Annotated in this window: 24 protein-coding genes; 7 read left to right on the top strand and 17 right to left on the bottom strand. The window is 59.8% G+C overall.

All coding sequences use genetic code 11. The annotated features are described in order from the left end of the window. Positions 1 to 35: 35 nt before the first annotated feature. A complete protein-coding gene (locus PY793_RS02325) occupies positions 36 to 1,028 on the bottom strand; it encodes a bile acid:sodium symporter family protein (protein ID WP_275176491.1) in 993 nt (330 codons plus the stop codon). A gap of 65 nt (positions 1,029 to 1,093) precedes the next feature. Here PY793_RS02325 and PY793_RS02320 point away from each other — a divergent pair, with 65 nt between their 5' ends. Continuing rightward, a complete protein-coding gene (locus PY793_RS02320) occupies positions 1,094 to 2,020 on the top strand; it encodes a hypothetical protein (protein WP_275176490.1) in 927 nt (308 codons plus the stop codon). 69 nt (positions 2,021 to 2,089) lie between these two features. On the opposite strand, the gene mfd is transcribed toward PY793_RS02320, so the two are convergent. Together mfd and PY793_RS02310 are read right to left on the bottom strand one after the other, a co-directional pair. Further along, a complete protein-coding gene (gene mfd / locus PY793_RS02315; protein ID WP_275176489.1) occupies positions 2,090 to 5,566 on the bottom strand; it encodes a transcription-repair coupling factor in 3,477 nt (1,158 codons plus the stop codon). A gap of 51 nt (positions 5,567 to 5,617) precedes the next feature. After that, the gene (locus PY793_RS02310; RefSeq protein WP_275176488.1) at positions 5,618 to 5,947 is read right to left on the bottom strand and encodes an FAD assembly factor SdhE; all 330 of its coding nucleotides are present in this window, start codon (positions 5,945 to 5,947) and stop codon (positions 5,618 to 5,620) included. A 68-nt stretch (positions 5,948 to 6,015) separates the two neighbouring features. Here PY793_RS02310 and recG point away from each other — a divergent pair, with 68 nt between their 5' ends. Beyond that, positions 6,016 to 8,163, top strand: coding sequence for an ATP-dependent DNA helicase RecG (gene recG / locus PY793_RS02305; protein ID WP_275176487.1), 2,148 nt, complete (start codon positions 6,016 to 6,018; stop codon positions 8,161 to 8,163). Positions 8,164 to 8,207: 44 nt separating this feature from the next. Here recG and PY793_RS02300 read toward each other — a convergent pair whose 3' ends face one another. The 5 genes from PY793_RS02300 to PY793_RS02280 all read right to left on the bottom strand — a co-directional run bounded on the left by PY793_RS02300 (position 8,208) and on the right by PY793_RS02280 (position 11,363). After that, positions 8,208 to 8,816, bottom strand: coding sequence for a thiamine phosphate synthase (locus tag PY793_RS02300; protein WP_275176486.1), 609 nt, complete (start codon positions 8,814 to 8,816; stop codon positions 8,208 to 8,210). Continuing rightward, the gene (locus PY793_RS02295; RefSeq protein ID WP_275176687.1) at positions 8,813 to 9,583 is read right to left on the bottom strand and encodes a thiazole synthase; all 771 of its coding nucleotides are present in this window, start codon (positions 9,581 to 9,583) and stop codon (positions 8,813 to 8,815) included. The genes PY793_RS02300 and PY793_RS02295 overlap by 4 nt, the downstream gene beginning before the upstream one ends. Before the next feature lie 11 nt (positions 9,584 to 9,594). Next, positions 9,595 to 9,792 carry a sulfur carrier protein ThiS gene (thiS, locus tag PY793_RS02290; RefSeq protein WP_275176485.1) on the bottom strand — a complete coding sequence of 66 codons (198 nt, stop codon included), beginning with the start codon at positions 9,790 to 9,792 and terminating at the stop codon, positions 9,595 to 9,597. A 20-nt stretch (positions 9,793 to 9,812) separates the two neighbouring features. Then, positions 9,813 to 10,781 (bottom strand): FAD-dependent oxidoreductase, encoded by a 969-nt coding sequence (locus PY793_RS02285; protein ID WP_275176484.1) that lies wholly within the window; start codon positions 10,779 to 10,781, stop codon positions 9,813 to 9,815. A gap of 105 nt (positions 10,782 to 10,886) precedes the next feature. Continuing rightward, positions 10,887 to 11,363, bottom strand: a complete 477-nt coding sequence (locus tag PY793_RS02280) for a DUF3429 domain-containing protein (RefSeq protein ID WP_275176483.1) — start codon at positions 11,361 to 11,363, stop codon at positions 10,887 to 10,889. Positions 11,364 to 11,544: 181 nt separating this feature from the next. On the opposite strand from PY793_RS02280, the gene eno reads away from it, so the two are divergent. Together eno and PY793_RS02270 are read left to right on the top strand one after the other, a co-directional pair. Continuing rightward, positions 11,545 to 12,825 carry a phosphopyruvate hydratase gene (gene eno / locus PY793_RS02275; RefSeq protein ID WP_275176482.1) on the top strand — a complete coding sequence of 427 codons (1,281 nt, stop codon included), beginning with the start codon at positions 11,545 to 11,547 and terminating at the stop codon, positions 12,823 to 12,825. A gap of 178 nt (positions 12,826 to 13,003) precedes the next feature. Then, a complete protein-coding gene (locus tag PY793_RS02270; protein WP_275176481.1) occupies positions 13,004 to 13,333 on the top strand; it encodes an FtsB family cell division protein in 330 nt (109 codons plus the stop codon). A gap of 111 nt (positions 13,334 to 13,444) precedes the next feature. On the opposite strand, the gene rpmG is transcribed toward PY793_RS02270, so the two are convergent. After that, positions 13,445 to 13,612 (bottom strand): 50S ribosomal protein L33, encoded by a 168-nt coding sequence (gene rpmG, locus PY793_RS02265; protein ID WP_003623017.1) that lies wholly within the window; start codon positions 13,610 to 13,612, stop codon positions 13,445 to 13,447. 69 nt (positions 13,613 to 13,681) lie between these two features. On the opposite strand from rpmG, the gene PY793_RS02260 reads away from it, so the two are divergent. Beyond that, a complete protein-coding gene (locus PY793_RS02260; RefSeq protein ID WP_275176480.1) occupies positions 13,682 to 14,953 on the top strand; it encodes a molybdopterin molybdotransferase MoeA in 1,272 nt (423 codons plus the stop codon). An 85-nt stretch (positions 14,954 to 15,038) separates the two neighbouring features. Beyond that, positions 15,039 to 15,692: a transcriptional repressor LexA gene (gene lexA, locus PY793_RS02255; RefSeq protein ID WP_275176479.1), complete on the top strand. Its 654-nt coding sequence runs from the start codon at positions 15,039 to 15,041 to the stop codon at positions 15,690 to 15,692. A gap of 69 nt (positions 15,693 to 15,761) precedes the next feature. On the opposite strand, the gene bioD is transcribed toward lexA, so the two are convergent. The 3 genes from bioD to PY793_RS02240 are packed head-to-tail and all read right to left on the bottom strand — an operon-like array spanning position 15,762 to position 19,062. Further along, positions 15,762 to 17,162 carry a dethiobiotin synthase gene (gene bioD / locus PY793_RS02250; RefSeq protein WP_275176478.1) on the bottom strand — a complete coding sequence of 467 codons (1,401 nt, stop codon included), beginning with the start codon at positions 17,160 to 17,162 and terminating at the stop codon, positions 15,762 to 15,764. Then, positions 17,159 to 17,851 (bottom strand): alpha/beta fold hydrolase, encoded by a 693-nt coding sequence (locus PY793_RS02245; protein ID WP_275176477.1) that lies wholly within the window; start codon positions 17,849 to 17,851, stop codon positions 17,159 to 17,161. Before PY793_RS02245 ends, bioD begins: the two co-directional genes overlap by 4 nt. Then, the gene (locus PY793_RS02240) at positions 17,848 to 19,062 is read right to left on the bottom strand and encodes an aminotransferase class I/II-fold pyridoxal phosphate-dependent enzyme (RefSeq protein ID WP_275176476.1); all 1,215 of its coding nucleotides are present in this window, start codon (positions 19,060 to 19,062) and stop codon (positions 17,848 to 17,850) included. Before PY793_RS02240 ends, PY793_RS02245 begins: the two co-directional genes overlap by 4 nt. 58 nt (positions 19,063 to 19,120) lie before the next feature. Between PY793_RS02240 and PY793_RS02235 the strand changes: the two genes are divergently transcribed. Next, positions 19,121 to 20,392 (top strand): adenosylmethionine--8-amino-7-oxononanoate transaminase, encoded by a 1,272-nt coding sequence (locus PY793_RS02235; RefSeq protein ID WP_275176475.1) that lies wholly within the window; start codon positions 19,121 to 19,123, stop codon positions 20,390 to 20,392. Positions 20,393 to 20,426: 34 nt separating this feature from the next. Here the strand turns inward: PY793_RS02235 and PY793_RS02230 are convergent, their stop codons facing one another. From PY793_RS02230 to uvrC, 5 genes are all read right to left on the bottom strand, one after another. After that, positions 20,427 to 20,891, bottom strand: coding sequence for a molybdenum cofactor biosynthesis protein MoaE (locus PY793_RS02230; RefSeq protein WP_275176474.1), 465 nt, complete (start codon positions 20,889 to 20,891; stop codon positions 20,427 to 20,429). 7 nt (positions 20,892 to 20,898) lie between these two features. Next, complete coding sequence (gene moaD / locus PY793_RS02225) at positions 20,899 to 21,162, bottom strand: molybdopterin converting factor subunit 1 (protein ID WP_275176473.1); 264 nt, start codon at positions 21,160 to 21,162, stop codon at positions 20,899 to 20,901. 74 nt (positions 21,163 to 21,236) lie between these two features. Then, a complete protein-coding gene (locus tag PY793_RS02220) occupies positions 21,237 to 21,767 on the bottom strand; it encodes a hypothetical protein (RefSeq protein ID WP_275176472.1) in 531 nt (176 codons plus the stop codon). Positions 21,768 to 21,839: 72 nt separating this feature from the next. After that, a complete protein-coding gene (gene pgsA, locus PY793_RS02215; RefSeq protein WP_275176471.1) occupies positions 21,840 to 22,409 on the bottom strand; it encodes a CDP-diacylglycerol--glycerol-3-phosphate 3-phosphatidyltransferase in 570 nt (189 codons plus the stop codon). Between the two features lie 121 nt (positions 22,410 to 22,530). After that, positions 22,531 to 24,444, bottom strand: coding sequence for an excinuclease ABC subunit UvrC (uvrC, locus tag PY793_RS02210; protein WP_275176470.1), 1,914 nt, complete (start codon positions 24,442 to 24,444; stop codon positions 22,531 to 22,533). Positions 24,445 to 24,569: the final 125 nt, after the last annotated feature.

Below are 24,569 nucleotides of genomic sequence, written 5' to 3'. Positions count from 1 at the left end.
CGGCTCTCCTCTTGCATGACTTCAACAACTGCACCCTAGCCAGACTGCTGTGCTGGCGTTGCGGAAGCATTATCGTGCTCCTGACTGAGCCGTGCAAACCTGCGAGCCAGCACGGCACAGACAAAAAGCTGAATCTGGTGATACAGCATGAGCGGCAGAACAATAACCCCCACCGAAGCAGGCGGAAACAGAACGTTGGCCATGGGCACACCAGACGCCAGTGTTTTTTTGGAGCCGCAGAACACCATGGCAATTTCATCTTTAAGGGGCAGGCCGATCAGACGACCGCCAAAAATGGTCAGGCCCAGCACACTGAACAGCAGAACTGAATCGGCAATCGCAATCATGCCCAGTTCAGCCATGGGCAAGCGGTGCCACAGACCTTGCATGACCGCATCACTAAAGGCGGCATAAACAACAACCAGTACCGACCCCCGATCGGAAAAAGAAAGGATTTTCTTGTTCCGGTGCGCCCACGCCCCAAGCCACGGCTGCAACACCTGACCCAGAATGAATGGCAGCAGAAGCTGGTACACAATATCCAGCGGATTACCTGTGGCCTGACCATGCTGGCTCAGCACCAGCCCTACCAGCACGGGTGTAATAAAAATACCAAACACGTTGGACGCCGTGGCAGCGCACACGGCGGCAGGCACGTTACCCCCAGCAATGGAGGTAAACGCAATGGAAGACTGGACCGTGGACGGCAGACAGCACAGAAACAGCACACCCATCCATATATCGGGCTGCAACAGACCGGGGAACAGGGCGTGCGCCGCCAGCCCCAAAAGCGGGAACAGGATGAATGTGCAGCTCAGGATAAGCAGATGCAGCTTCCATGCCACCATTCCATCCAGCACGGCCTTACGTGACAGACGCGCTCCTTGCAGAAAAAACATGAGCGCAATCAGCCCGACAGATAGCCAGTGAAAAACAGGCACCGCAGCCCCATGGCATGGCACAAGCGTTGCCAGCAGAACAGACACCAGCAGTCCCAGCAAAAAGGGGTCAATTTTCAAAAAGCGCACGGTTGGGGCTCTTCCATGATAATCTTGTTGCCTGCAATTTTTACTTACGGCACCTTCATGATGAAATGAAGCAGAACTCTCCTTTTTCCCTCCATCTTCTCGGGGTCGTGAGCCTTTGCACCATCGCCACCGCAGAAACCGCCCTAGCCGCCCCTCCCACCGCATGCGCAACCGTAAGCGCCAGTGCGGAGGAAGACACACCCAAAGGCCTGATTTACCATGACCTGACCGTACACGCCCCCAGCGGCACAACCAGCCTGCATGTTAAAAAACTGGTATTTATCGGTCAGGCGCCCAGCCCGGAAGCGACGCAGGATCTGGCGCAGGCAGCATCCCTCTTACTGGTTTCCGCCATGACCGGACAGCATAATGCGGCCTGCACCCAGTGGCTTATGGAGCAGGGCAGACTGGTTACCACCAACCTCCAGTCCGGCGGGCACTATGACCTGACATGGAACAACGCCACGGTGGAACAGGGGGTGGCACACGTAAACGCCACAATCGCCCACTACCAGATTCAGGGTGCGGCCACTCCACGGACCAGTGCTGCAACCCTGAGCATGAGCGGACTATCCTTCCACAACGTGCTCAACCAGCAACTTCTGCCCACCACCGCCGATGCGGCGTTTTCGCTCCCCACATCGGAGTTGCCCGCACTTATGAGCGCCATAGGCGGGCGGAGTACCGCAGCCCCTGCCGTGCACGCCACCATAAGCAGCTTTAAAGCATCCGAAGGCACGGTAAAGCTACAGGGGAATGGGAAGGCAACACTGACCGGGGATGTTGCGGCCACATCCGCCTCCGGGCATCTGGAAATTACCAATCTGGAAGACCTGATAGAAAAAGCCCGCGCTGCACATCAGATGAAACTGGCCGCAGGCCTTGTGCTGGGCAGGCTGGTCAGCCATCGCTCGGGCGAGCAGAACACGTGGGACACCACATGGGAAGGCGGCGTTCTTACGGTTAACGGTTTTCCCCTACCCATCAAATAAACCACCCCCTCCGCACGGGCCATTCCATGCGGAGGGCACTGGACGAGCACCACAGGGCCGGGTGTTCTGTCAGGCCATCTCACGCTCACACATACCGGCAAGTTCGCGCAGCACCTTACGCGCAAGGTCAATCCGCTGCACGTTGGTCAACTCCCGCACAACAGCCATCTTATGGTCTGGCCGCAAGCGAACCACACCATCTTTCCAGCGGCCCATCCACTGCACAAGACTGCCGGGATTGGCAAAGCTGTTATTGCGGAACTGGAGTACCATTCCCTTGGGGCCAGCTTCTACCCGCTCCACTCCAGCCTGCCTGCAAAGTCTTTTAAGATCAACAATGTTTAGGAGGTTTTTAACTTCCTCGGGAACTGAGCCAAAACGATCCACCAGTTCCGCCTCCATAGCTTCCAGCTCAACATCAGACGCCAGAGCGCTGATTCTACGGTAAAGACCCAAGCGCACAGGCAGGTCAGGCACATATGCATCGGGGATAAGGACTGGCAGCCCCATAACAATATTGGGGGTCCAGCCCCGGTCGCTCTCTGCACTCCGCCCCCGGTCGCTGCGCAGGTCGGCCACGGCGTCTTCCAGCATCTGCTGGTACAGCTCAATCCCCACCTCACGCACATGGCCGGACTGCTGATCACCCAGCAGGTTGCCCGCGCCACGCAGGTCCAGGTCGTGCGATGCCAGCGTAAAGCCAGCCCCCAGCGTATCGAGCGTCTGCATGACCTCCAGCCGCTTTTCCGCTGCGGGAGACAGTGTGTGTGTCTGTGGCCATGTGAGATACGCGTAGCCACGCTGCTTGCCACGCCCCACACGCCCACGAAGCTGGTAAAGCTGCCCGAGACCGAACATGTCCGCCCGGTGGATGATCAACGTGTTGACCGCAGGCATGTCCAGTCCACTTTCCACAATGTTGGTGGAGAGCAGAATGTCATACTGTCCATCGGAGAACTCGGTCATCACCCGCTCCAGTTCCGTAGGAGACAGGCGACCATGGGCCTGCACCAGCCGGGCATCAGGCACAATGCTGCTCAGGCGCTCGGCCAGTTGGTCAAGGTCCTCAATTCTGGGGGCGACACAAAAAATCTGCCCACCACGGAAGCGCTCGCGCTGAATGGCCTCGCGGATCACCACGCTGTCAAACGGCATAATAAATGTCCGCACGGCAAGCCTGTCTGTTGGCGGCGTTGCGATCAGGCTCATCTCCCGCACACCGGAGAGCGAGAGCTGGAGCGTACGGGGCAAAGGTGTGGCGGAAAGGGTGAGCACATGCACATCTTCGCGCAGGGCCTTCAGCTTTTCCTTATGCGAGACGCCAAAATGCTGCTCTTCATCAATAATCAGCAGTTCCAGGGCTGCAAACCTGATTGTTTTGGCCAGCAGGGCATGGGTGCCGATCACCACATGCACGCTGCCATCGGCCAGCCCCTTGCGTATTTCGGTGGCTTCCTTGCCAGTGACCATGCGTGAGAGCTGGGCCACCTTGATGGGAAACCCCTCAAAGCGCGCGACAAAGGTGCGGTAATGCTGGCGGGCCAGCAGGGTGGTGGGCACAACCACCGCCACCTGTCCGCCGGACATGGCCGCGACAAACGCCGCCCGAAGAGCGACCTCCGTTTTGCCAAAGCCCACATCACCACACACCAGCCGGTCCATGGGACGCCCCGAAGACATATCCTCCAGCACATCCGTAATGGCGCGAGACTGATCCTCTGTTTCCACAAAGGGGAATCGGGCGCAGAACTCGTCCCACATTCCTTCGGGCGGGAGCAGTTCCGGGGCCTCCTTGAGTGCGCGAGCCGCTGCGGTGCGAATAAGCTCACCCGCCATATCACGGATGCGGCTTTTCATCTGCGATTTACGGTTCTGCCAGGCCACCCCACCCAGACGATCGAGCGATACCCCGGCCTGGTCCGAGCCGAACCGGCTGAGCAGTTCAATATTTTCCACCGGCAGGTAGAGTTTTTCTCCACCATCGTACAACAGGCGCAGGCAGTCATGCGGGGCCACGCCCACGCTCACTGTCTCCAGCCCGTCATACCGGCCTATACCGTAGTCCTGATGAACGATCAGATCCCCCGCAGACAGTTCACTGGCCTCGGCAATCAGTTCGTCCGCACGGCGGCGGCGGCGTGGTGGGCGGCCTATGCGCTCGCCCAGCAGATCCTGCTCGGACACAAACGCCACATCCTCAGCCACAAAACCGCGCTCCAACCCAAGGGTCAGCAGCCCTACGGGGCCGGCCTTGGCCTTGCTCGCCTGTTCCCATGTCTCAAACGTGTCTGTTGCCACGCCGTGTTCACGCAGCAGCACGCCAATCCGCTCGCGCGAGCCTTTGCTCCATGCAGTTACATACGTCCGGCGCCTGACCTGCGCCCATTCCCGCACCTGCTCGCCCAGCAGGGTAAACACCTGCTCACGCTGCGCGCCCGGCACGATCTTGGAGTACATCTTGCCCGGTCTGCCGCCCACATCCATGCCCTTTGCACCATCAGGCTGCGCATAGGGGCTGAATGCCACGGCAGGCAGGCGGGCAATGGAGGCTTCCCACCCTTTTAGGTCCATGTACAACAGGTGTGGTGGTAACGGACGGTAAGGGGTTTCCCCCTCCCGCACCGGCATTTTGCGAGCCTGATAATGGTCGACAATCATATCCAGCCGTGCGGCCAGAACCTCCTCCACCTGATAGTCGAGCGAAAGTGCAGCACCAGGCAGATAGTCGAACAGGGTTTCCATCTGCTCATGGAACAGCGGCAACCAATGTTCGATCCCGGGGTACCGGCGGCCGTCGGAAATATGTTCATACAGGGGATCGGATGCCGCAGCGGGACCAAACGCATCCCGCCAGCCTGTGCGGAACAGGGAAATACTGGCTGCATCGAGCGAAAATTCGGACACCGGGCAGAGCACCAGCCCATCACGCTTATCAGTCGAGCGCTGGGTACCGGGGTCGAAGGCACGGATGTTTTCCACCTCGTCCCCAAACAGGTCAAGGCGTACAGGCTCGGGCGCACCAGCGGGGTACAGGTCAAATATACCGCCACGTGTTGCAAACTCCCCGGCCTCCATCACCGTATCGGTGCGGGTGTAGCCGTTGGCGATCAGCAGTTCGACCAGCAGGGACTGGTCCAGACTTTCCCCCGTGCGGATATTGAGGGACTGCCCCCTGAAGGTCTTGCGGGGAGCCACGCGCTGGATTGCGCCGTTAACCGTGGTCAACACAAGACGCGGCCTGCCCTCCGAGGGTTCGAGCAGGCGGGTCAGTGTGGCCACCCGTTCCGCAACGATTGTCGGATTGGGCGAAACCCGGTCGTATGGCAGGCAATCCCATGCGGGAAAACGCAGTACGTCCACATCGGTCGCAACAAAGGCCAGAGTCTCCGCCAGCCGCGCCATGGAAGCATCGTTGCGGGCTATGTGCAGCAAAGGCCCCTTGTGCTCACGCGCGCGCCGCGCAAGCAAAAGGGCATCGTACCCCTCCGGCACGCCCCAAATAGTGGCAATCCGACGGTCTGGTGCCGCACCTGTGTCTGCTGTCATAGGCCCTGTTTCTCTTGTCCTGCCTGATCTTCCCTTAATGGAAAGAAAATTTTATTTTCCGCACCTTGCGCGGCATGTCTCAACCATGCGCCGCAACATGGGGGTTGCTTTTTCCTCCGGCAAGGGCAAACGGCCAAACAGCCAGTCGGTCAGGTCGGGGTCGGGCATTTCGAGTATGGATTCCATATCCGCCAGTTCCTCGGCGTTCAGGCTGTCCACCGTTTCCTCCACAAAGCCACCGATCAGGATATCGGTTTCAAACGTGCCGCGATGGTTGGCGCGGAACCGGAGCCGCCGCCGACGGGCCGCCAGAGGTTCATCCTCCACGGCAGATGCCGTGGGGGAAAGCGTATTCGAAGGCGTTGTAAAATTGTGTTGCATGGCGTTGCTGTCCTATACCGGGGCTGTTCCTGTCTGTCAGCCTGCAAACAGAGGCCTGTATACCGCCCGTGTCCAGCCCCCCATCCTTCACATCCGCTTCGGTTCCGCAATGGGCGAATGGACCTGCCCTGCAGGCCCTTGCCGCCCCACTCGACAGCCTGAGCAGCGTTAACGTAGCCCGCTCGCGGCTTTTGGCCAGAATTGCAGGTGGGTCACGGGTCACGGATCTGCTGTTCTGCCTGCCAGAAAGTGTAACGGACAGGCGGCTGCGTCCATCGCTGGCACAACTCAGGGCTGACACAATTGCAACAGTTTGCGGCACGGTGCAGGACGTGCGCGCCCCAGCTCCGCGCACCCGCCAGCCATGGCGAGCCACACTCTCGGACGGAACCGGTCTGCTGGAGATCGCTTTTTTCTCCCCCTGGCAGGCCAGACAGGCCACCACCGGAGCGCAGATTGCCGTATCGGGCAAAATCGAGCGTTTTGGCGAGCGGCTCTGCATGGCTTCGCCCGATTACCTGCTCCCCGCCCGCCAGATCGAGCGTATTCCCCTGCTTGACCCGGTCTGGCCGCTGACTGCGGGCCTGTTTGCCGGGCAGGTACGTCAGGCCATGACGGCAGCGCTGGCCCTGCTCCCCCCGGACCTGCCCGAATGGCATGACCCTGCCCTGATCGCACAAAAAAACTGGCCCGATTTTGCCACCGCACTCACATGGATGCACAGGCCCGACAGCATTCCCGACAGCCACACCGGCAATAACTGGCAGGCGGAGCGCGCCCGCGCGCAGGCCCGTCTGGCCTGTGACGAACTACTGGCCGACCAGCTTGCCATGCGCATTGCCCAGCAGGCCACCCGCAGCAGCCCCGGCCGTAGCCTGCAAGGCAATGCACACCTGCAACAGCAGGCCCTTGCCGCCTTCGGGCACCCGCTCACACACGGGCAGGCCCATGTGCTACGCGAGATAGAGGCAGATATGGCTACCCCACACCGCATGAGCAGGCTACTGCAAGGCGATGTGGGTGCGGGCAAGACGCTTGTCGCCCTGCTGGCCATGCTCCGTGCGGTGGAAGCTGGCGCACAGGCGGCCATTATGGCGCCGACCGAAATTCTGGCCCGCCAGCATGCCGCAACCTTTACGCGCCTGTCCCCCGTGCCCGTGGCGTTTTTGTGCAGCTCTGTCAAAGGCAAGGCCCGCAGGCAGGCACTGGCGGATATGGAGGATGGCACGGCCAGACTGATCGTGGGCACCCACGCCCTGGTGCAGGAGAGCGTAAAGTTCGCAGACCTCGGGCTGGCCGTAGTAGACGAGCAGCACCGCTTTGGCGTGGACCAGCGCCTGACACTGGTGGAAAAAGGCCACAGGGCGGATATGCTGGTCATGACCGCAACCCCCATACCGCGCACCCTGTTGCTGACCCAGTTCGGGGATATGCAGGTTAGCCGTCTGGAGGGCAAACCATCCGGCCGCAAGCCCATCCGCACATCCCTGCATAGCCTGAACACTCTGGACGATGTGCTCGACGGCATTAGCCGCGCCCTGCAGGCCGGGGCGCAGATCTTCTGGGTCTGCCCGCTTGTATCCGAGAGTGAAGCGCTCGACATTGCCGCAGCCGAGGCCCGGCAGGCCGCTCTGATAGACCGGTTTGGGGATCTGGCAGGCATTGCCCACGGACGACAGGACACAAACACGCGCGAACAGGCATTGCAGGATTTTGCCAGTGGCCGAACCCGTATTCTGGTCGCCACAACCGTGATCGAGGTGGGGGTGGATGTACCAAGCGCCACCATCATGGTCATTGAACATGCCGAGCGCTTTGGTCTGGCCCAGCTCCACCAGTTACGCGGGCGCGTGGGCCGGGGGGCCAGAGCATCATACTGCCTGATGCTGCATGATGCCGGGCTGGGTCAGACAGCCCGCCGCCGCCTGACCTGCCTGCGTGAGACGGAAGATGGCTTTCTGATCGCGGATGAGGATTTTCGCCTGCGCGGGGGGGGGGAAGCCACAGGCCGCAGGCAGTCGGGCCTGCCCGAATACCGCATGGCGCCGGAAATGCTGGTCGATCTGCTACTCGATACAGCCCACACCGAAGCCCAGCGTATTCTGCCCGACACAAAGGCCAGATCAACCGGCACCTACCTGCTCCCGACCTCGGCCCGTGTGCTTCTTGCACTTTTTGGCAAGGCGGATGCCGCCCGTATTTTTAGCGGCGGTTAAGGCGCAGCGGCTGCCGCAGGCAAGCTGTTTGCCTGCGCGGGACGTCACACGCCTGCGGTAGCCTCCAGCCATGCCCGGACCTGCCCTTCGGGGTCCGCGTGCTGAGTAAAGGCGGATACGGCAGAAACACAATCAGCCCCGGCAGCCAGACACAATGGCGCACGCTCCAGTGTTATACCGCCAATAGCAACCAGTGGCATGGCGCCGATACGCTGCTTCCACTCACGCAGTTTTTCTACGCCTTGCGGGCCAAACGCCATTTTTTTAAGCCGGGTTTCCCATATCGGTCCCAGCGCCACGTAATCGGGGGTCAGGGCTAGAGCGCGCTCCAGCTCCTCCGGGCAATGCGTGCTCACGCCCACACGCAGGCCCGCTTTGCGAATAGCAGGCATATCCGCCGTATCCAGATCTTCCTGTCCCAGATGGACGTAGGAAACACCTTCTTCCAACGCGATCTGCCAAAAATCATTCAGCACCAGACAGACATCATGCTCAGCCGCATAAGTACGCGCCAGCCGGACCTGCGCGCGAAGCTCCGCTGCGGGCAGGTCCTTGAGCCGTAGCTGAATAAAACGCGCACCTGCCGCACCAAGGCGCCTGACCCACTGGGCGTGATCCACAACCGGGTAGAACTTCTGTGGTAGTGCGCTCATCCCAAAAATGCCTTTCCTGCAACAGGGGTGGACGGGGCGGCCATATCCCGCGCGTCCATCGGATCTGCCATACGCGCCAGCATACCGGCCTGCACGGCCAGACCAAAGGCCTGCGCCATACGAACCGGGTCCCCCGCCTTGGCTACGGCGGTGTTGATCAGCACGGCATCATACCCCAGTTCCAGCGCCTGCGCTGCGTGTGAGGGCACACCGATGCCCGCATCAACCACCAGCGGCACGGCAGGAAAATGCGCACGCATGGCCCGCAAGCCAAACACGTTGTTCAGGCCCTTGCCCGAACCTATGGGCGCTCCCCACGGCATAAGTACTTCACACCCTGCGGCCAGCAAACGCTCGGCTACGACCAGATCTTCCGTGGTGTAAGGGAAAACCTTAAACCCTTCCTCGCTCAAAATCCGCGCGGCTTCCACCAGTCCGAACACATCGGGCTGAAGTGTATCTGCCTCACCGATTACCTCAAGCTTGATCCAGTCCGTGCCAAACACCTCGCGCGCCATATGCGCGGTTGTGACCGCCTCCTTGACTGTGTGGCACCCTGCCGTGTTGGGCAGAACAGGCACACCCAGTTCATGCACCAAAGACCAGAAGGCCTGCCCTGCCCGCTCCCCGGCGGACTCGCGGCGCAGGGATACGGTCAACACCCCCGGACGCGCGGCCAGAACGGCATCGCGCAGGATTTCGGGGGATGGGTACTGCGCCGTGCCCAGCATAAGAGCGGAGGAGAGCGCCTGCCCGTAAAATAACACCGTCATACCGTTTATCCCCCCTGCATGGGGGCGACAATTTCCACCCGCGCACCGGCTGCCAGCGCGGCACGCCCGCGCTCGGTTTTTGGCACAAACTGCCCATTCAGGGCAGTTGCAATACGCGCACCGGCGTATCCCAGCTCATCAATCAGCCCTGCCAGAGTTGTGGCGGACACGTCCTGCGCCTCATCATTGACGGTTATTTTCATCAGGCATTACTCCTTGGGGTTTACGGCCCAAAAACCAGATCTGCGGCCTCCCGTGCCCGAGCGGGGGAGAGCAGAAAACCATGGCGGTACATGCCATTAACATAAATATGCCGCCCCTGCCGCACCACACGGGGCATGTTGTCCGGGTAGGATGGGCGCAGGCCTGTTCCCATTTCCAGAATTTCCGCTTCGGCAAAGCCGGGGTGCAGGGTCCATGCGGAATTGAGCAGTTCCATCATGGAACGCACGGTCATGCCACCTGCATTCTCGCTCTCCACCATGGTCGCCCCGACCATGAACACATGATTATCACGCGGCACGATGTAAACCGGAATCCGCGGATGCAACATACGTACAGGCCGATGCAGCATGACATCCGCACAATGAAGCAGCAGCATTTCGCCGCGCACACCGCGCAGACGGTCGAGTTGGTCCCGTACTCTAAGCCCCGTGCAGTCCACCACCCAGTCAAACCCGGCATCATCTGGAGCAGGCTCGGGGGCCACCAGCACCTGCCCGCCCATCTGCTCCAGCGCATGCGCCAGTGCAGGCAGGGCCATGCGTGGGTCTACGTGCCCTTCATCTGCAAAAAACAGGCCTTTTTGGAAACGCCCGGCAAGGTCTGGCTCCAGCCGCGCAATATCGGCCTCGCCCACGGTTTCGTAATGCGAGGTGCGCCGCCCGAAGCGGGCCAGTTCACCAACGTCACGTGCGGGAGCCAGCACCAGACTGCCCTGCCGCACAACACCGGGCACATGGTTTGCCCACCAGTCCACCGAATCGACCGACTGGGCGGTAACTTCCGCCGGAGCCGATTCCGCCTCGCACCATGGGGCCAGCATACCGCCTGCCATCCATGACGCACCAGCGCCGACCCGCTCTGCACAATCATACAGGGTTACAACCCCGCCACGCTCTGCGAGTGTTACGGCGGCGGTCAGCCCCGCCACACCTGCACCTTTTACCAGAATGCGCAGTTTGCCGTTCATAAGCCCTGCTTTCCACTTCCTGACTGATATGCGCGTCCTACGCGGCACCTGCGTGTTATAACATACCTGATACAGGTTCTAGCGCACCGGCCCATTGTCTACCATTCACAAAAAACGAACCAGCAGCACCATCAGCAGGCAACATTCGGTAATCGCGGTCACAATCCAGCGCACACCCATGTAGCCCGGCGGCATCCAGCCGCGCCGCCATGCCGCGCGCTCGCCCACAGCCACAAGTGCGAATGCGGCCACCAGCACCGCAATCCCGCCCAGAGGTTGCCACATAAACCCCGTGCAGGCCGCAATCCAGCCCAGCAGAGCGGGCACGACCCCAAGCAGCAGGCGCACATGGTCCGTACGTACGGCAGACACCACAATAATGGTACGCTCCACCTCCAGCGCCTGCCCCCAGTGCACTGCGCCAAGAAAGGAAAGGGAGATGGCTCCATAAAACAGTTCAGCCATGAGCAGGTTGGGCACAGGGACATGGGAATCGTAAAACACAATGGCGCATGTGCATAAAACATAGGGTACAACCCCAGCCAGCATCAGAACCACACCCAGAAACGGAAGCTTCTTCATAGGGGAACAGACACCTTTTTCTCTGTATTTTCTTGTTCTCAGTGTTGACAGAAAAGCCCAAGACGCTGCCACTAGCAACCGCGTGGAAGATAAAGCTCCATGCAGGTTGCATCATAGATCAAGAATAAGAAACGACGGCACCCGCCCCAGCCAGTGCCACTGAGAAGCAGGAACAAACACCATGAGCGCCATTGTTGACATTATCGCCCGCGAAATTCTGGATAGCCGTGGCAACCCCACCGTGGAAGTGGACGTGGAACTGGCATCTGGCGCCAAAGGCCGCGCGGCTGTTCCCTCTGGCGCATCAACCGGCGCACATGAAGCCGTGGAACTGCGTGATGGTGATGCCCGGCGCTATGGTGGCAAAGGTGTGCTCCGCGCCATTGAAAACATTGAGAGCGAAATCCTGCCCACATTGCAGGGTGCGGAATCCTCCGACCAGATCGACATCGACAACGCCATGATTGATCTGGATGGCACACCCAACAAAAGCCGGATGGGGGCCAACGCCATTCTGGGCGTTTCACTTGCTGTAGCCAAAGCAACGGCGGCAGAGCTGGAAATCCCGCTGTACCGCTATGTGGGTGGTGCGTTTGCCCATATCCTGCCCGTACCCATGATGAACATTGTCAACGGTGGCCAGCACGCGGACAACCCGATCGATATTCAGGAATTCATGATCCAGCCCGTAGGTGCGCCGACTGTTGCGGACGCCATTCGCTGGGGGTCTGAAATTTTTGCCCAGCTCAAAAAAGCGCTGAGCGCTGCGGGCCTGAACACCAATGTTGGTGATGAGGGTGGCTTTGCTCCAGCTCTTAAATCTGCTGATGAAGCACTGGGCTTTATGACCCGCGCAGTGGAAGCCGCAGGCTACCGCCCCGGACAGGACGTGACCTTCGCGCTGGACTGCGCCAGCACGGAGTTCTTCAAAAATGGCCAGTATGTGATGGAAGGCGAAGGCAAGAGCCTCGATTCCGCAGGCATGGCCGCTTATCTGGAAGACTTGGTAAACCGCTACCCGATTGTTTCCATCGAAGATGGCATGGCCGAAGATGACTGGGAAGGCTGGGCACTTCTGACCCAGACACTGGGCAAAAAGGTACAGCTCGTGGGCGATGATCTGTTCGTCACCAACCCCGAACGCCTCAGCCGCGGAATCAAGGCTGGCATTGCCAACTCACTGCTGGTCAAGGTGAACCAGATTGGCACACTGACCGAAACCCTTCAGGCCGTGGAGATGGCCCATCGGGCGGGCTACACCGCAGTGATGAGCCACCGCTCGGGTGAGACGGAAGATTCCACCATTGCTGATCTGGCCGTTGCAACCAACTGCGGGCAGATCAAAACCGGCTCGCTCTCCCGCTCCGACCGGACGGCCAAATACAATCAGCTCATCCGTATTGAGCAGGAACTGGTCACCGCCGCACAGTACGCGGGCCGTACAATCCTTAAAAACGGCTAAAGACTGCGGGCGCGGGCAGGATTTTCTGTCTATGTGCCAACCTCAGAACAGGCCGGTCCCTTTTGGGGGCCGGTTTTTTTATGTGTACACCCTTCCCCATCTGGCGCAACATGGGCTACAGATTACTCTGTATTCATGTCTCTTGGTAACCACGCCTCTGGCAAGGAGCTGACCAAAAGTGCAGATTGGCCGTTTCTTCCGCCGCGCTATACGCGCCGTGGTGCCACCTTTGGCGTTTTTAAGCATTGCCGGATACTTTGGCTGGAACGCCACACAGGGCGACCACGGCATGCAGGCCTACCAGCAGCAGCTTGGTCTGCTGGAACAGGCCAAACAGGCCCGCACCGATGCACAAACCGAACAGAATGCATGGAAGCGCCGCGTTAACGGCCTGCGTGAAAACACGCTGGATACAGATATTCTGGATGAGCGCGCCCGCGCCATGCTGAACATGGCCAACCGCAACGATGTAGTTATTCCCTACGACCGGCACGATCCGCTTTTTTAACTCTACCAGCACACATATACAAACCGGTTCATCGCGCTCAGGCCTGAATGACCCGCATAAAAAACGGCGCTCAGAGGCGCCGTTTTTCGTACTATACCGATCTGGCCAGAATTACTTGATTTTGGCTTCACGGAATACGACGTGCTTGCGTGCAACCGGGTCGTACTTCTTCAGTTCCATTTTACCCGTGTGTGCGCGGGCATTTTTCTTGGTCACATAGAAGTAACCGGTGTCCGCCGTCGAGACGAGACGGATCTTAATGACGTTGGTCTTGGCCATGACTTCCTCAGCAGAACATATTTACAGAGCCGGTCCATACGGCTCCGGCGGTGTTCAAGTTGCGGCAAAATGCGCATACAAAGGCAAAAGGTCAAGCTTTCTTACATCAATATGGCGCCACGGACGCCAAAAGGAGACGAATTCATGCTGGATGTGGCAACCGCGCGGGCCAGAATTCTGAAAAATCTGCTGCCATGCGGGCAGGAAACCGTCGCCCTGAGTGCCGCATGTGGCCGCATTCTGGCTCAGGACGTGTCTGCACGAAGGGCCAACCCACCGGTCTGTGTTTCCGCAATGGACGGGTACGCCATAAGGGCGACAGATGCCCACCAGGGCGCTGTATTGCAGATTATAGACGAAGCCCCCGCAGGCAGACCGTCTGCCCGCACCGTGGCGGCGGGTGAATGTATCCGGCTTTTTACGGGCAGCCAGATACCAGCCGGAGCAGACGCCATTCTCATTCAGGAAAATACCCGGCGAACAGGTCAGCAGATCACGCTGACCCAGCCTGCCACGGCAGGGCAGTTCATTCGTCCACAGGGGCAGGATTTTGCCCAAGGAGCCGTGCTGCTGAACGCAGGCAGCAGACTCGGCCCAAGGGATATAGGGCTGGCGGCTGCTGGCGGTCTGGTCTGGCTGCCGGTCTACCGCCGCCCCCGCGTGGGTATTCTGGCCACAGGGGACGAAATTCTCCTGCCCGGTGATACCGCCCCGCCTGATGGCATTTTCAATTCCGCCTCGTTCATGCTGGCCGCCTTGCTAGGGCAGAACGGGGCAGACTCGATTATGCTACCTGTTGCACGCGACAATGCCACGTCACTCTCCAACGCATTTGCCCACACCCATGACCTGGACATGCTGATCACCATTGGTGGCGCCAGCGTGGGGGCCTATGATCTGGTGCGCCCAACGCTGGAAAACGCGGGACTTGTCCAGAACTTCTGGAAAATTGCCATGCGTCCGGGCAAGCCGCTCATGTCTGGCACACTCCATGGCATGCCTGTGCTCGGCCTTCCCGGCAATCCGGTTGCCGCACTGGTGTGCACTCTGGTGTTTGTGCTGCCAGCCCTGCACAAACTTATGGGCGCCTGCGTGGCAGACACTCTACAGACCCAGATGGCATTACTCGGCGCGGATGTAGCCGAAAATGACGAGAGGCAGGATTTTCTGCGCGCCACACTCCAGACCACCCCTGACGGCCAGCTTGTAGCCACACCGTCCGGGCAGCAGAGTTCAGCGCAACTGAATATTCTGGCCAACAGCCAGGCGCTTATTGTACGTCCTGCCCACGGTCCCGCCCAAAAAGCTGGCACACCTTGCCAGATTATGCACCTGCCCTGATTTTGATATTGACAAAAACAGGAACTTACATAGAACAAACCATAAGATTGACGTTCCATTTCAAACAGCCAGACCGAGGTGCGACATGCTGACCCGAAAACAGCACAAGCTTCTTCTTTTTATTGATTCGCACCTCAAACAGACCGGCTTTTCCCCCTCTTTTGACGAAATGCGCGAGGCCATGGGCTTACGCTCCAAGTCCGGCATCCACCGCCTGATTTCGGGGCTGGAAGAACGCGGCTTTCTGCGTCGCCACCACCACCGTGCCCGTGCGCTGGAAGTGATCCAGCTCCCCGAAATGGAGGAGGAACTGCCAACCAACGTCATCCGTGGCAGTTTTACCCGGCAAAAACCGGACCCCGTCAAAATCCCGCTTTACGGCCGTATTGCCGCGGGACTGCCGATTGAAGCCATGGCAGACACGTCCAACTCCCTTTCCATCCCTGCGGACATGCTTGGTTCGGGAGATTATTACGCACTGGAAGTCGCTGGGGATTCCATGATCGAAGCCGGAATTCTGGATGGCGATCAGGTCATTATCAAAAAATCGGATCAGGCGGAAAACGGGCAGATTATTGTGGCCCTGATTGATGGGCAGGAGGTCACGCTCAAACGCCTGCGCCGCAAAGGCAACATGATCGCACTTGAGCCCGCTAATGCCCGATACGAAACCCGCATCATCCCTGCCGAACGGCTGGTTATTCAGGGCCATCTGGCCGGTTTGATCCGCCAGTACTAAACGCTGATGGCCACCCCCCGTTACGGGCGTGGCCATCAGCGTTTCCCGTCTTTATACGCCCAGAAGCTGTTAAGGCCTTGCGCAGACTGTCTTCCACGCCGGGAATGTGGCTGCCACCTCCGCCACGGAATCTGGCGAAAGACTGGGCAGATGCGCTACCTCCGCCAGAATACGAACCTTGCCCAATTGCGCTATGGTACGGCTGTTGGCCGGATTATACGGGCCATTCAGCACAACCCCCGCCACCGCCACGCCGCGGCTACGCAGCGCCTGCAAGCTGAGCAAGGTGTGGTTGAGTGTACCCAGTCCGCTGCGGGCCACCAGCACCACCGGTAACCCCCATATTGCAGCCAAATCCAGCATCATCAGCTCATCCGTTGCAGGGACCATGACCCCACCGGCTCCTTCCACCACCAGCAGTCGGCCGTCTTCAACCTTTGGCAATGCAAGCTGCGCGCGGCACACCTGCACTCCCTCTGCCTCGGCTGCGGCCTGAGGAGAAAGCGAAGCCTGAAACACCCCGGCGGACGGAAAACTCACAGCCCCCGGCGCAAGATGGGTCACCGTGGCGGTATCTCCCACCTCATCGGCCAGACCACTTTGCAGGGGCTTCCAGTAAGCTGCCTGCCATCGCTGGACCAGACAGGCCGAAACAAAGGTCTTACCCACCCCTGTATCTGTGCCTGTAACAAAAACACCCGCAACCGGAGGTTTACGGAAACAGCCATACGCCAGTTGCCACGTTATAGCTGCTCCGGACTGGTCCAGCCGACGCGCAACCCGCACGAGCGCACCCGCCCCCATTGGTTTATGCCCCGCCTGTGGAACAGAAGCCCCCGTTGCCTTGAGATGCCTGACAAACTCCAGACCTGAACCAAAAGCCTGCACACAGCTCTCGCTCGCCCATAACCCCGAAAACAGCCAGGGAGTCCAGGCCTGTATCTGCCCGGATTCGGGGTAATGAGGCGTGGCGGGCTGCACACCTTCAAACGCACAGGCCGCTTTCCATTCCGCAAATGTGCCGTCCAGCAGGGTGGAAACCGCCAGCACACCACCCGGAGCCAAAAGCTCGCCCAGACGTTCCATTACCTGCCCGGGCTGCTCCAGCCATTGCATGACCAAATTGCCACAGACCACATCAAACGGACCTTCAACCGTGGGGCTGGCAGCATCCATGAGTTTGAATTCTGTAGTGGGAGGAGCGTGACGTCTGGCCCGCTCGAGCATTTGCGGTGCAAAATCAGTCGCGACGATCTGTGCTTCGGGCCAGTTCCGGGCCAACTGCTCGGTCAGCAGGCCCGTGCCACAGCCTATTTCCAGAATACGGGTAGGTTTTCTACCGTCCAGCACGCGGGCAAGCCGCGCGGCAAGGGTGCGCGCTGCAAGGCGTTGCACCGTTGCCGCACCGTCATACCCTTCGGCAAGGTCAAAGCTGCGGCGTATCCGCTCCCTGTGCTGCAGGTCTGTCATTTTACGTCCTGTTCCATTGTCCTGCGCGCAGCCTGCAGGAACGCCGCGCAGGCCGACACATGCGTTTGCGGGAGCAGATGCCCACCATCCACCCATTGTGCGGCTGTGCATCCTGCAAAACTCTCCTCCGTCATGGCGGGGGTAGCTACCGGATCATGCCGGGCGGCCAGAATACCGTAGTGTCCGGCTTTGGCAGCCAATACGGGTCGGGCATCCCCTGCAAGCAGCAGGTCCAGTCCCTTGCGCAGACTGGGCACACACGGAACCATGCTGGTGCGGGGAGCACCACAAAGGCTGTAAAAATCCGCCAGAACTTTTTCTGGCGTGTCTGATAACCCTTTGAGCATACGCTGTAGAACCCGGACAGGCACACCAGAAGCAAAGCTCTCGCGCGCGGCAAAAGCGGCAAAAGCATTAATCCCCACCAGCCGATCGGTGGGAAGAAGTGCCATATGCCCGGCCAGCCACAAAAAACCCAGCGAATGACCAACTCCCAGCAAAGCTCTGCCCTGCATCTGCACAGCCTGCAAGCGTTGTGCGGCAAGTATTGGGGATGCAGGGACTGGACCTTCCAGAAAACCGAGGTCCAGCATAAGCGCATCCGTCCACCCCAGAGCCGCTACGACAGGTGCCCAAAACTCCGGACCAAACCCCCAGCCATGCACGAATACGGGCTGAACCGGCCTCATGCGCCCCATGCTCCATGCGCCTGTGAAGTGTCTTTTTGTGTCACGGCACTGATAATGGCGCTAGCCAGAGCATGCATCTGCTCCTGCGTGTGATGGGCATGAAACACAACCCGCAGGCGGCAGCCACCCGGCGGCACCGTTGGCGGACGAATGGCAACTGCCAGAAAACCGGCCCGCTCAACAGCCTGTGCCAGCGCCAGCGCTGTTTGTTCCGCTCCCACCACCACGGGAACGATCTGGGTAGTGGAAAGCCCGACGTCCAGACCAGCTCCTGCCATGCGCTGCCTGAAGCCGCAGGCAAGCTCCGCCACCGCCGCGCGTTCTGCCTCCATATCTGGCAGGAGTTCCAGCGCAGCATCCACGGCCCCAAGCACCATGGCAGAAGGTGCTGTGGAGTAAATAAAGCCCGACGCCGTGTTATCCAGCCAGCGGCATACGGCATCGGACGCCGCCACAAATGCCCCCATTCCGCCCAGCGCCTTGCTGAAAGTACCCATAACAAGGTCCGCCTGCCCATTGGCAAGCCCCTTGCCCTGCATGCCCAGTATGCCTGTGGCGTGGGCTTCGTCCACACACAGAAAGGCATTATGCCGCTGGGTTATGGCCCGGAGCTGGGCCATGTCCGCCCGGTCTCCGTCCATGCTGAAAACGCTCTCGGTCAGGACAATTTTCAGCCCTGCCCCCGCATCCTGCGCCAGAAGGGCATCCAGATGCGCCATATCATTATGCCGGAAGCGTTTGGGCGTGACCCCTGCGGCAGCACACCCATGGTAGAGGCTGGCATGTATGAACCGGTCCGCCACAATAACAGCCCGCGCCGCCATGACCTGAGCGGAAAAGCGGGCAAGAGCAGGCACCACAGACGCATTGGCCTGCCAGCCCGATGAAAATATACGGGCCGCTTCCATGCCTTTCAGTATGGCCAGCCGCTGCTCCAGCGCCACAGTCTGCGGTGGTGTGCCCGTGACAAGGCGCGAAGCTCCGCTACCGCTCCCTTCCACCCGCCCCCATGCGAGGGCCCGCTCAAGCAGGAGCGGATGGGTGCGCAGGCCCAGATAATCATTGGACGAAAAATCAGCCAGAACAGCGCCCGTATCAGAACGCTGCAAAAGGCCGGGGCCAGCAGCATGCCATTGTCTGCAGGAGCGCATACGCCCCTGCTCCGCAAAACCAGCCAGCCCCCGCTGGAAAAGATTGTCAAAGCGCGTCATGACATCTGTGGTGCCGGAGCCAGCCCTCCGGGTCAATCATCTACAGGAACACCACAGCATGTCCGCACCCGCCTCCATGCCCGACTGGTACCAGCAGGGCCTGCCCCATATCTGGCTTCCTTACAGCCAGATGCAAACCGCCTCTCCGCCTCTGGCGGCGCGGAGCACACAGGGCAGCCACATTACCCTGACCGATGGACGCGTGCTGGTGGATGGCGTTGCCGCATGGTGGACAGCCTGCCACGGCTATAACCACCCCCATATCCGCCACGCCGTGACAGAACAGTTAGGCACCATGCCCCATGTCATGTTTGGCGGTATGGTGCATGAACCCGCCTTGCGCCTTGCCAGCAGATTATGCGCACTGCTCCCCGGTGACCTGGAGCGGGTGTTCTTTACCGATTCCGGCTCGGTTGCGGTGGAAGTCGCCATGAAAATGGCCATCCAGTACCGACTGAACAAAGGCGAGCGCCAGCGCACCCGGCTTCTGGCTTTTCGCGGCGGCTACCATGGGGACACACTGGCCACCATGGCCATATGCGACCCCGAAGAAGGCATGCACCACCTGTACGGCCCGGCACTGACCGAACACGTCATAGCTCCTCTGCCGGTGGATGCGCCAAGCACACAGGCTTTTATGGCGCTCCTTGCACGCCATGCGCATGAACTGGCTGGGATTATCATGGAACCGCTGGTTCAGGGGGCGGGGGGCATGCTCTTCCATGGGCCAGAAGTCCTGCGCGCAGTCCGTCAGGCTGCAGACCGCCATGATGTATTGCTTATTCTGGACGAAATTTTTACAGGCTTTGGCCGTACCGGCACCCTGTTTGCCTGCGAGCAGGCCGGAATTACGCCAGACATCATCACCCTGTCCAAAGCACTTACGGGCGGCACCATGGCCCTTGCCGCCACCGTTGCAAGGCGGCATGTTTTTGAGGCATTCCTGTCTGACAATCCTGAGCATGCACTCATGCACGGCCCCACCTTCATGGCCAATCCGTTGGCCTGCGCATGCGCCAATGCAGCTCTTGATCTGTTTGAGACAGAACCACGACTGGAACAGGTTGCCGCAATCAATGCGGTCATGACCGAAACGCTGGAGCCATGCCGCACACTCCCCAGCGTGCGGGACGTGCGCATACTCGGTGCCATTGGCGTTGTGGAGCTGGAAACGCTGGGCAACCCAGACAGGCTACGCCAGAAACTGATAGCACATGGCGCGTGGATACGACCTTTCAGGAATATTGTTTACCTGACCCCGGCCTTTACCATCACCGAACCGGACCTGCGCTTCCTGTGCCGCACAATCCATACCGTACTGGCAGAATAGACCCGGCTTACTGCACCGGATTGGATGAATACGCTCAGGCGGCAGGCTTATTCATCCATGCGCGGGCGGCTTCTTCATCCGTCTCGCGCGCATCCACCCATATGGCGCGGCCATCGTCATATTCTTCACGCTTCCAGAATGGTGCACCGGTTTTCAGCCTATCGATCAAAAAGGAGGTAGCCATTAGTGCTGCCCCCCGATGCGCGGCCCCGGCCCCAACAAAGACAATACCGGCCCCAACCTCCAGCCGCCCCACGCGGTGGAGTATGGTGCAGCCTGTCAGCCCAAACCGTGCCATTGCTTCCTCCGCCAGAGCGTGCAGGATTGCTTCGGTCATGCCCGGATAATGTTCAAGCGTCATGGCCCGAAGCCCCTGCCCGCCGCGCACCTGCCCGACAAACAGCCCTATCCCACCCGTAAGGGGGGAAAGCGTACTCAGGCGATCGGCCTCTACCCCCACGTCAAATGGAGCAGCCTGCACCGTAACATGCACGGACATGACCTGCTCACCCCCCCGTCATAGGAGGGAAAAAAGCAACTTCATCCCCCGGTATAACCAGTTGCTCAAACGTGCTCAGTGTTCTGTTAACGGCAACGCGCAGTTTGGGCTGGTCCGCCAGCGCCTGGGCAATGACGGGGTCCGCCCTCTCGATCTGGGTGCGCAGAGCTACGACCGATACCCCGGATGCGGGTATGATCACGCTCAGGCTTTCCTGACCGATCTGTTCGCGTAATGCTGCAAAAAACAAGACTGTTACCCGGTCTGCCATATCCGCCTTACCAACCTTTTACCTTGGCAGCACATCCCGCCTGCCACTTGCGCCACAGGACCACCCTTATCCATCTAGTGCACAGCCCCCCGGCGGCCGGGCGTGCCAATGGTGCTGATGGAGCCATCCGAATTGACAAGGGTTGTTGTGCCATCACCATTGGGAATTTCAATGGGTGCAGGCACGGACCTGCCTGTATTTATGGGGTGGCCACTGGCACGCCCCAGCTCTGGCGCCCCGTACCGGGACGAGCTGACAACGCCTTTGTGGATGTTCTCCTGCTCTCCCATACTGATTTCCTGCCCATCGGGCAGTTGCGGGCCTGTTGCTGGCGGCTTTGCTCCTGTCTGGCTGTTCATGCGGCCTCTGGCCACATCTTCCAGCGTTGGCAGTGGAGCCGGTGGGCCGGGCCATATATTGCCCCCCTGAGGCAGAATGGGCACCTCCTTTGCGGCCTGCCCCTGCACACGCTGCATGTTCAGGTCCGAGCCAGCTGGAGCATTGGGGTTTTCGCCGGGTAGGGAGATGCTGTCGGACATGACTTTCTCAAAACCTGCACATCCGCTCACCATCATGCACACTCCCAAAAGAGCGGCTTTTCGCATACCCAGACTCCGCATTCCGCCAGTATTGCCTGCCATTGGGCGACCAGTACTCCCCTCCGGCACAGAAGGGGGCTACAGATCGACGTGCTGCAAACCCTTCGTCAGATAATCCCATCCTGTAATTATTGTGAGCACACCAGCAATCCAGAGCAGTATAGCCCCGATCAGGGCAACGGGCAGCCAGGAAATACCCAGCAGCGCGCTGGTTCCATCCCCCGCGAGCAAAAAGCCTATGGCAGTCATCTGGAATCCGGTTTTCCATTTTGCCAACCGGCTTACTGGCAGGCTGGCGCGCCGCTCGGCCAGATACTCGCGCATGCCTGACACCAGAATTTCACGGCACAGAATGATGATGGCGGGCCACAGGCTGAAGTATGGCAGGCGCAAAAAGCCCGCCAGCACCATAAGGCAGGCGCCGACCAGCAGTTTGTCGGCTATGGAGTCAAACATGCGCCCGAAGTCGGACAACTGATGGCGCGAACGCGCCAGCTTACCATCAAAATAATCGGTAATACCGGCCAGTATGAACAGCAGACAGGCCAACGCATCTGTCTGCGGCGTTCCCCATGCGGCAAATCCAACCACAATGGGAATGGCCGCAATACGCGAAAGAGTCAGGACGTTGGGCAGGTCTGTCAGCATTGCGGTGTATGCTAGCGCATTTTCCATCACACTGGAATGGTTTGACCTATCGCAAAGTCGTCACCCATCCACAATCTGACTGCAAGGCAGCCATCGGTACGCCAAAAAACGCCCGCCCCGTTCAGTCTGGTGACCAGCCGGGGTGAAAATGCCCGTAGACCACCCGTGCAAGTTCCCGGCTGACACCCGGCGCCGCCTCCAGCGCCTCCAGCCCCGCCTGCCTGACCGCCCGGGCCGAGCCAAAGGTGTTGAGCAGCATTTTCTTGCGCGCAGGACCAATGCCGGGAATCTCATCCAGCTCAGACGTAACAAGCGCTTTGGAGCGCCCCGAGCGATGCGTGGTAATGGCAAAGCGGTGCGCTTCATCCCGCAGTCTTTGCAGGTAATACAGAACCGGGTCACGCAGGGGGAGCTGAAAAGGCTCCGTATGGTCGGTATAAAACCACTCCCGCCCTGCGTCCCTGTCCGGCCCCTTGGCAATCCCTACAAGCTTGACGCCGGTTACGCCCAGTTCCTCCAGCACGGCCCGAACGGCAGAATACTGGCCTGCCCCGCCATCGATCAGCAGGACATCGGGCCAGTTGGAAGTATCTCCCTCATCCACCTCCCTGAGTGCCCGGCCAAAACGGCGTTCCAGCACTTCGCGCATCATGGCAAAGTCATCCCCTGGTGTAATGGGGCCTTTGATGCGGAATTTGCGGTACGCCTTGCGGTTGAACCCCTCCGGGCCACCCACAATCATCACACCATAGGCGTGCGCGCCCTGAATGTGGCTGTTGTCATATACCTCTATGCGTTCGGGGGGGGCATCCAGCGCAAACACATCCGCAACACCCTGAAGCAGTCTGGCCTGCCCCGCTGTTTCGGCCAGCCTGCGGTTGAGCGCATCCCGCGCATTGGTGGCGGCATGATCGACCACCTGTTTTTTCTCACCACGCTGCGGATTGAGAATGTCCACTTTTTTACCACGCCGCAATGCAAGAGCCTCGGCCATAAGCGGGCTTTCCGCCAGAGCGTGATTGACCAGAATCTGGGCTGGACAAGGCTTGTCATCATAAAACTGGGCAATAAAGGCGGAAAGGATATCCGCCGCGGTCTCATCCTGCGCATGAGCTGGAAAAAACGAACGGCTGCCATTGTTGCGCCCGCCACGCACAAAAAAGACCTGAATGCAGGTCTGCCCGGCCTCCTGCCATAACCCGAACACATCCGCCTCCTGCAAGGAGGCGGGGTTGATAACGCTGGAATCCTGCATTTGTGCCAACGCGCGAATACGGTCACGCAGCACGGCGGCGCGCTCGAAATCCATCTCCTCCGCTGCTTTGTTCATGTCCGCGCCCAGCGTCTCGCGCAATACGGTGTCCTTGCCGGATAAAAAATCCCGTGCCTGTTCCACCAGTTGCCCGTACGCCTGCCGGTCTATGCGCTCCACACACGGAGCGGAGCAGCGCTTGATCTGGAACAGGAGGCACGGCCTGCTTCGGCTGTTAAAAATGGAATCTGCGCACGAACGCAGCAAAAACACACGCTGGATCAGGTTCAGGGTCTGGTTAACCGCCCATACGGAAGCAAAAGGCCCCCACAGGCTGGCCCCCTTGACCGCCTTGCCCCTATGCTTGGCAATCTGGGGGAAGTCCTGTCCATCTGTCAGCATCAGCCATGGGTAGCTCTTGTCATCACGCAGGAGGATATTGAAGCGGGGCTTCATCCGCTTGATGTAATTGGCCTCCAGCAGCAGGGCCTCGGCCTCTGTGTGGGTCGTCACGATTTCCATGGATGCCGTTTCCGACACCATGCGCCGCAGGCGCTCGGGCAGACGACCTACCTGCGTATAGGACGTGACACGTTTTTTGAGCGAGAGTGCCTTGCCCACATACAGCACCTCTCCCTTGCACCCGAGCATGCGGTACACACCTGGGGTAAAGGGCATGGTGCGCAGGGCGTGACGTATGACCTCCACCCCTCTGGCCGGAAGGTCTGGCCGGGCGCTGGTCTGTGCCTCCGCATGATCCTGTGACGAATTTTGTGCAGTCATCTGGCGCTCTTTGGGGGGTATTCAATTTCATCCACCGTTTTTGTGGATAAGTCTGTGGACGATGAGGGACTGAAAGGGTGCAAACCGCAGATTTTCAGCCCTTCCAACGGATTGCATATTTTTTA

The sequence above is a fragment of the Acetobacter fabarum genome (genome assembly GCF_029069195.1).
Classification (GTDB): domain Bacteria; phylum Pseudomonadota; class Alphaproteobacteria; order Acetobacterales; family Acetobacteraceae; genus Acetobacter; species Acetobacter fabarum_A.
The sequence above is the reverse complement of the archived record's forward strand: the minus strand, read 5'-3'. Positions and strand labels throughout refer to the sequence as shown.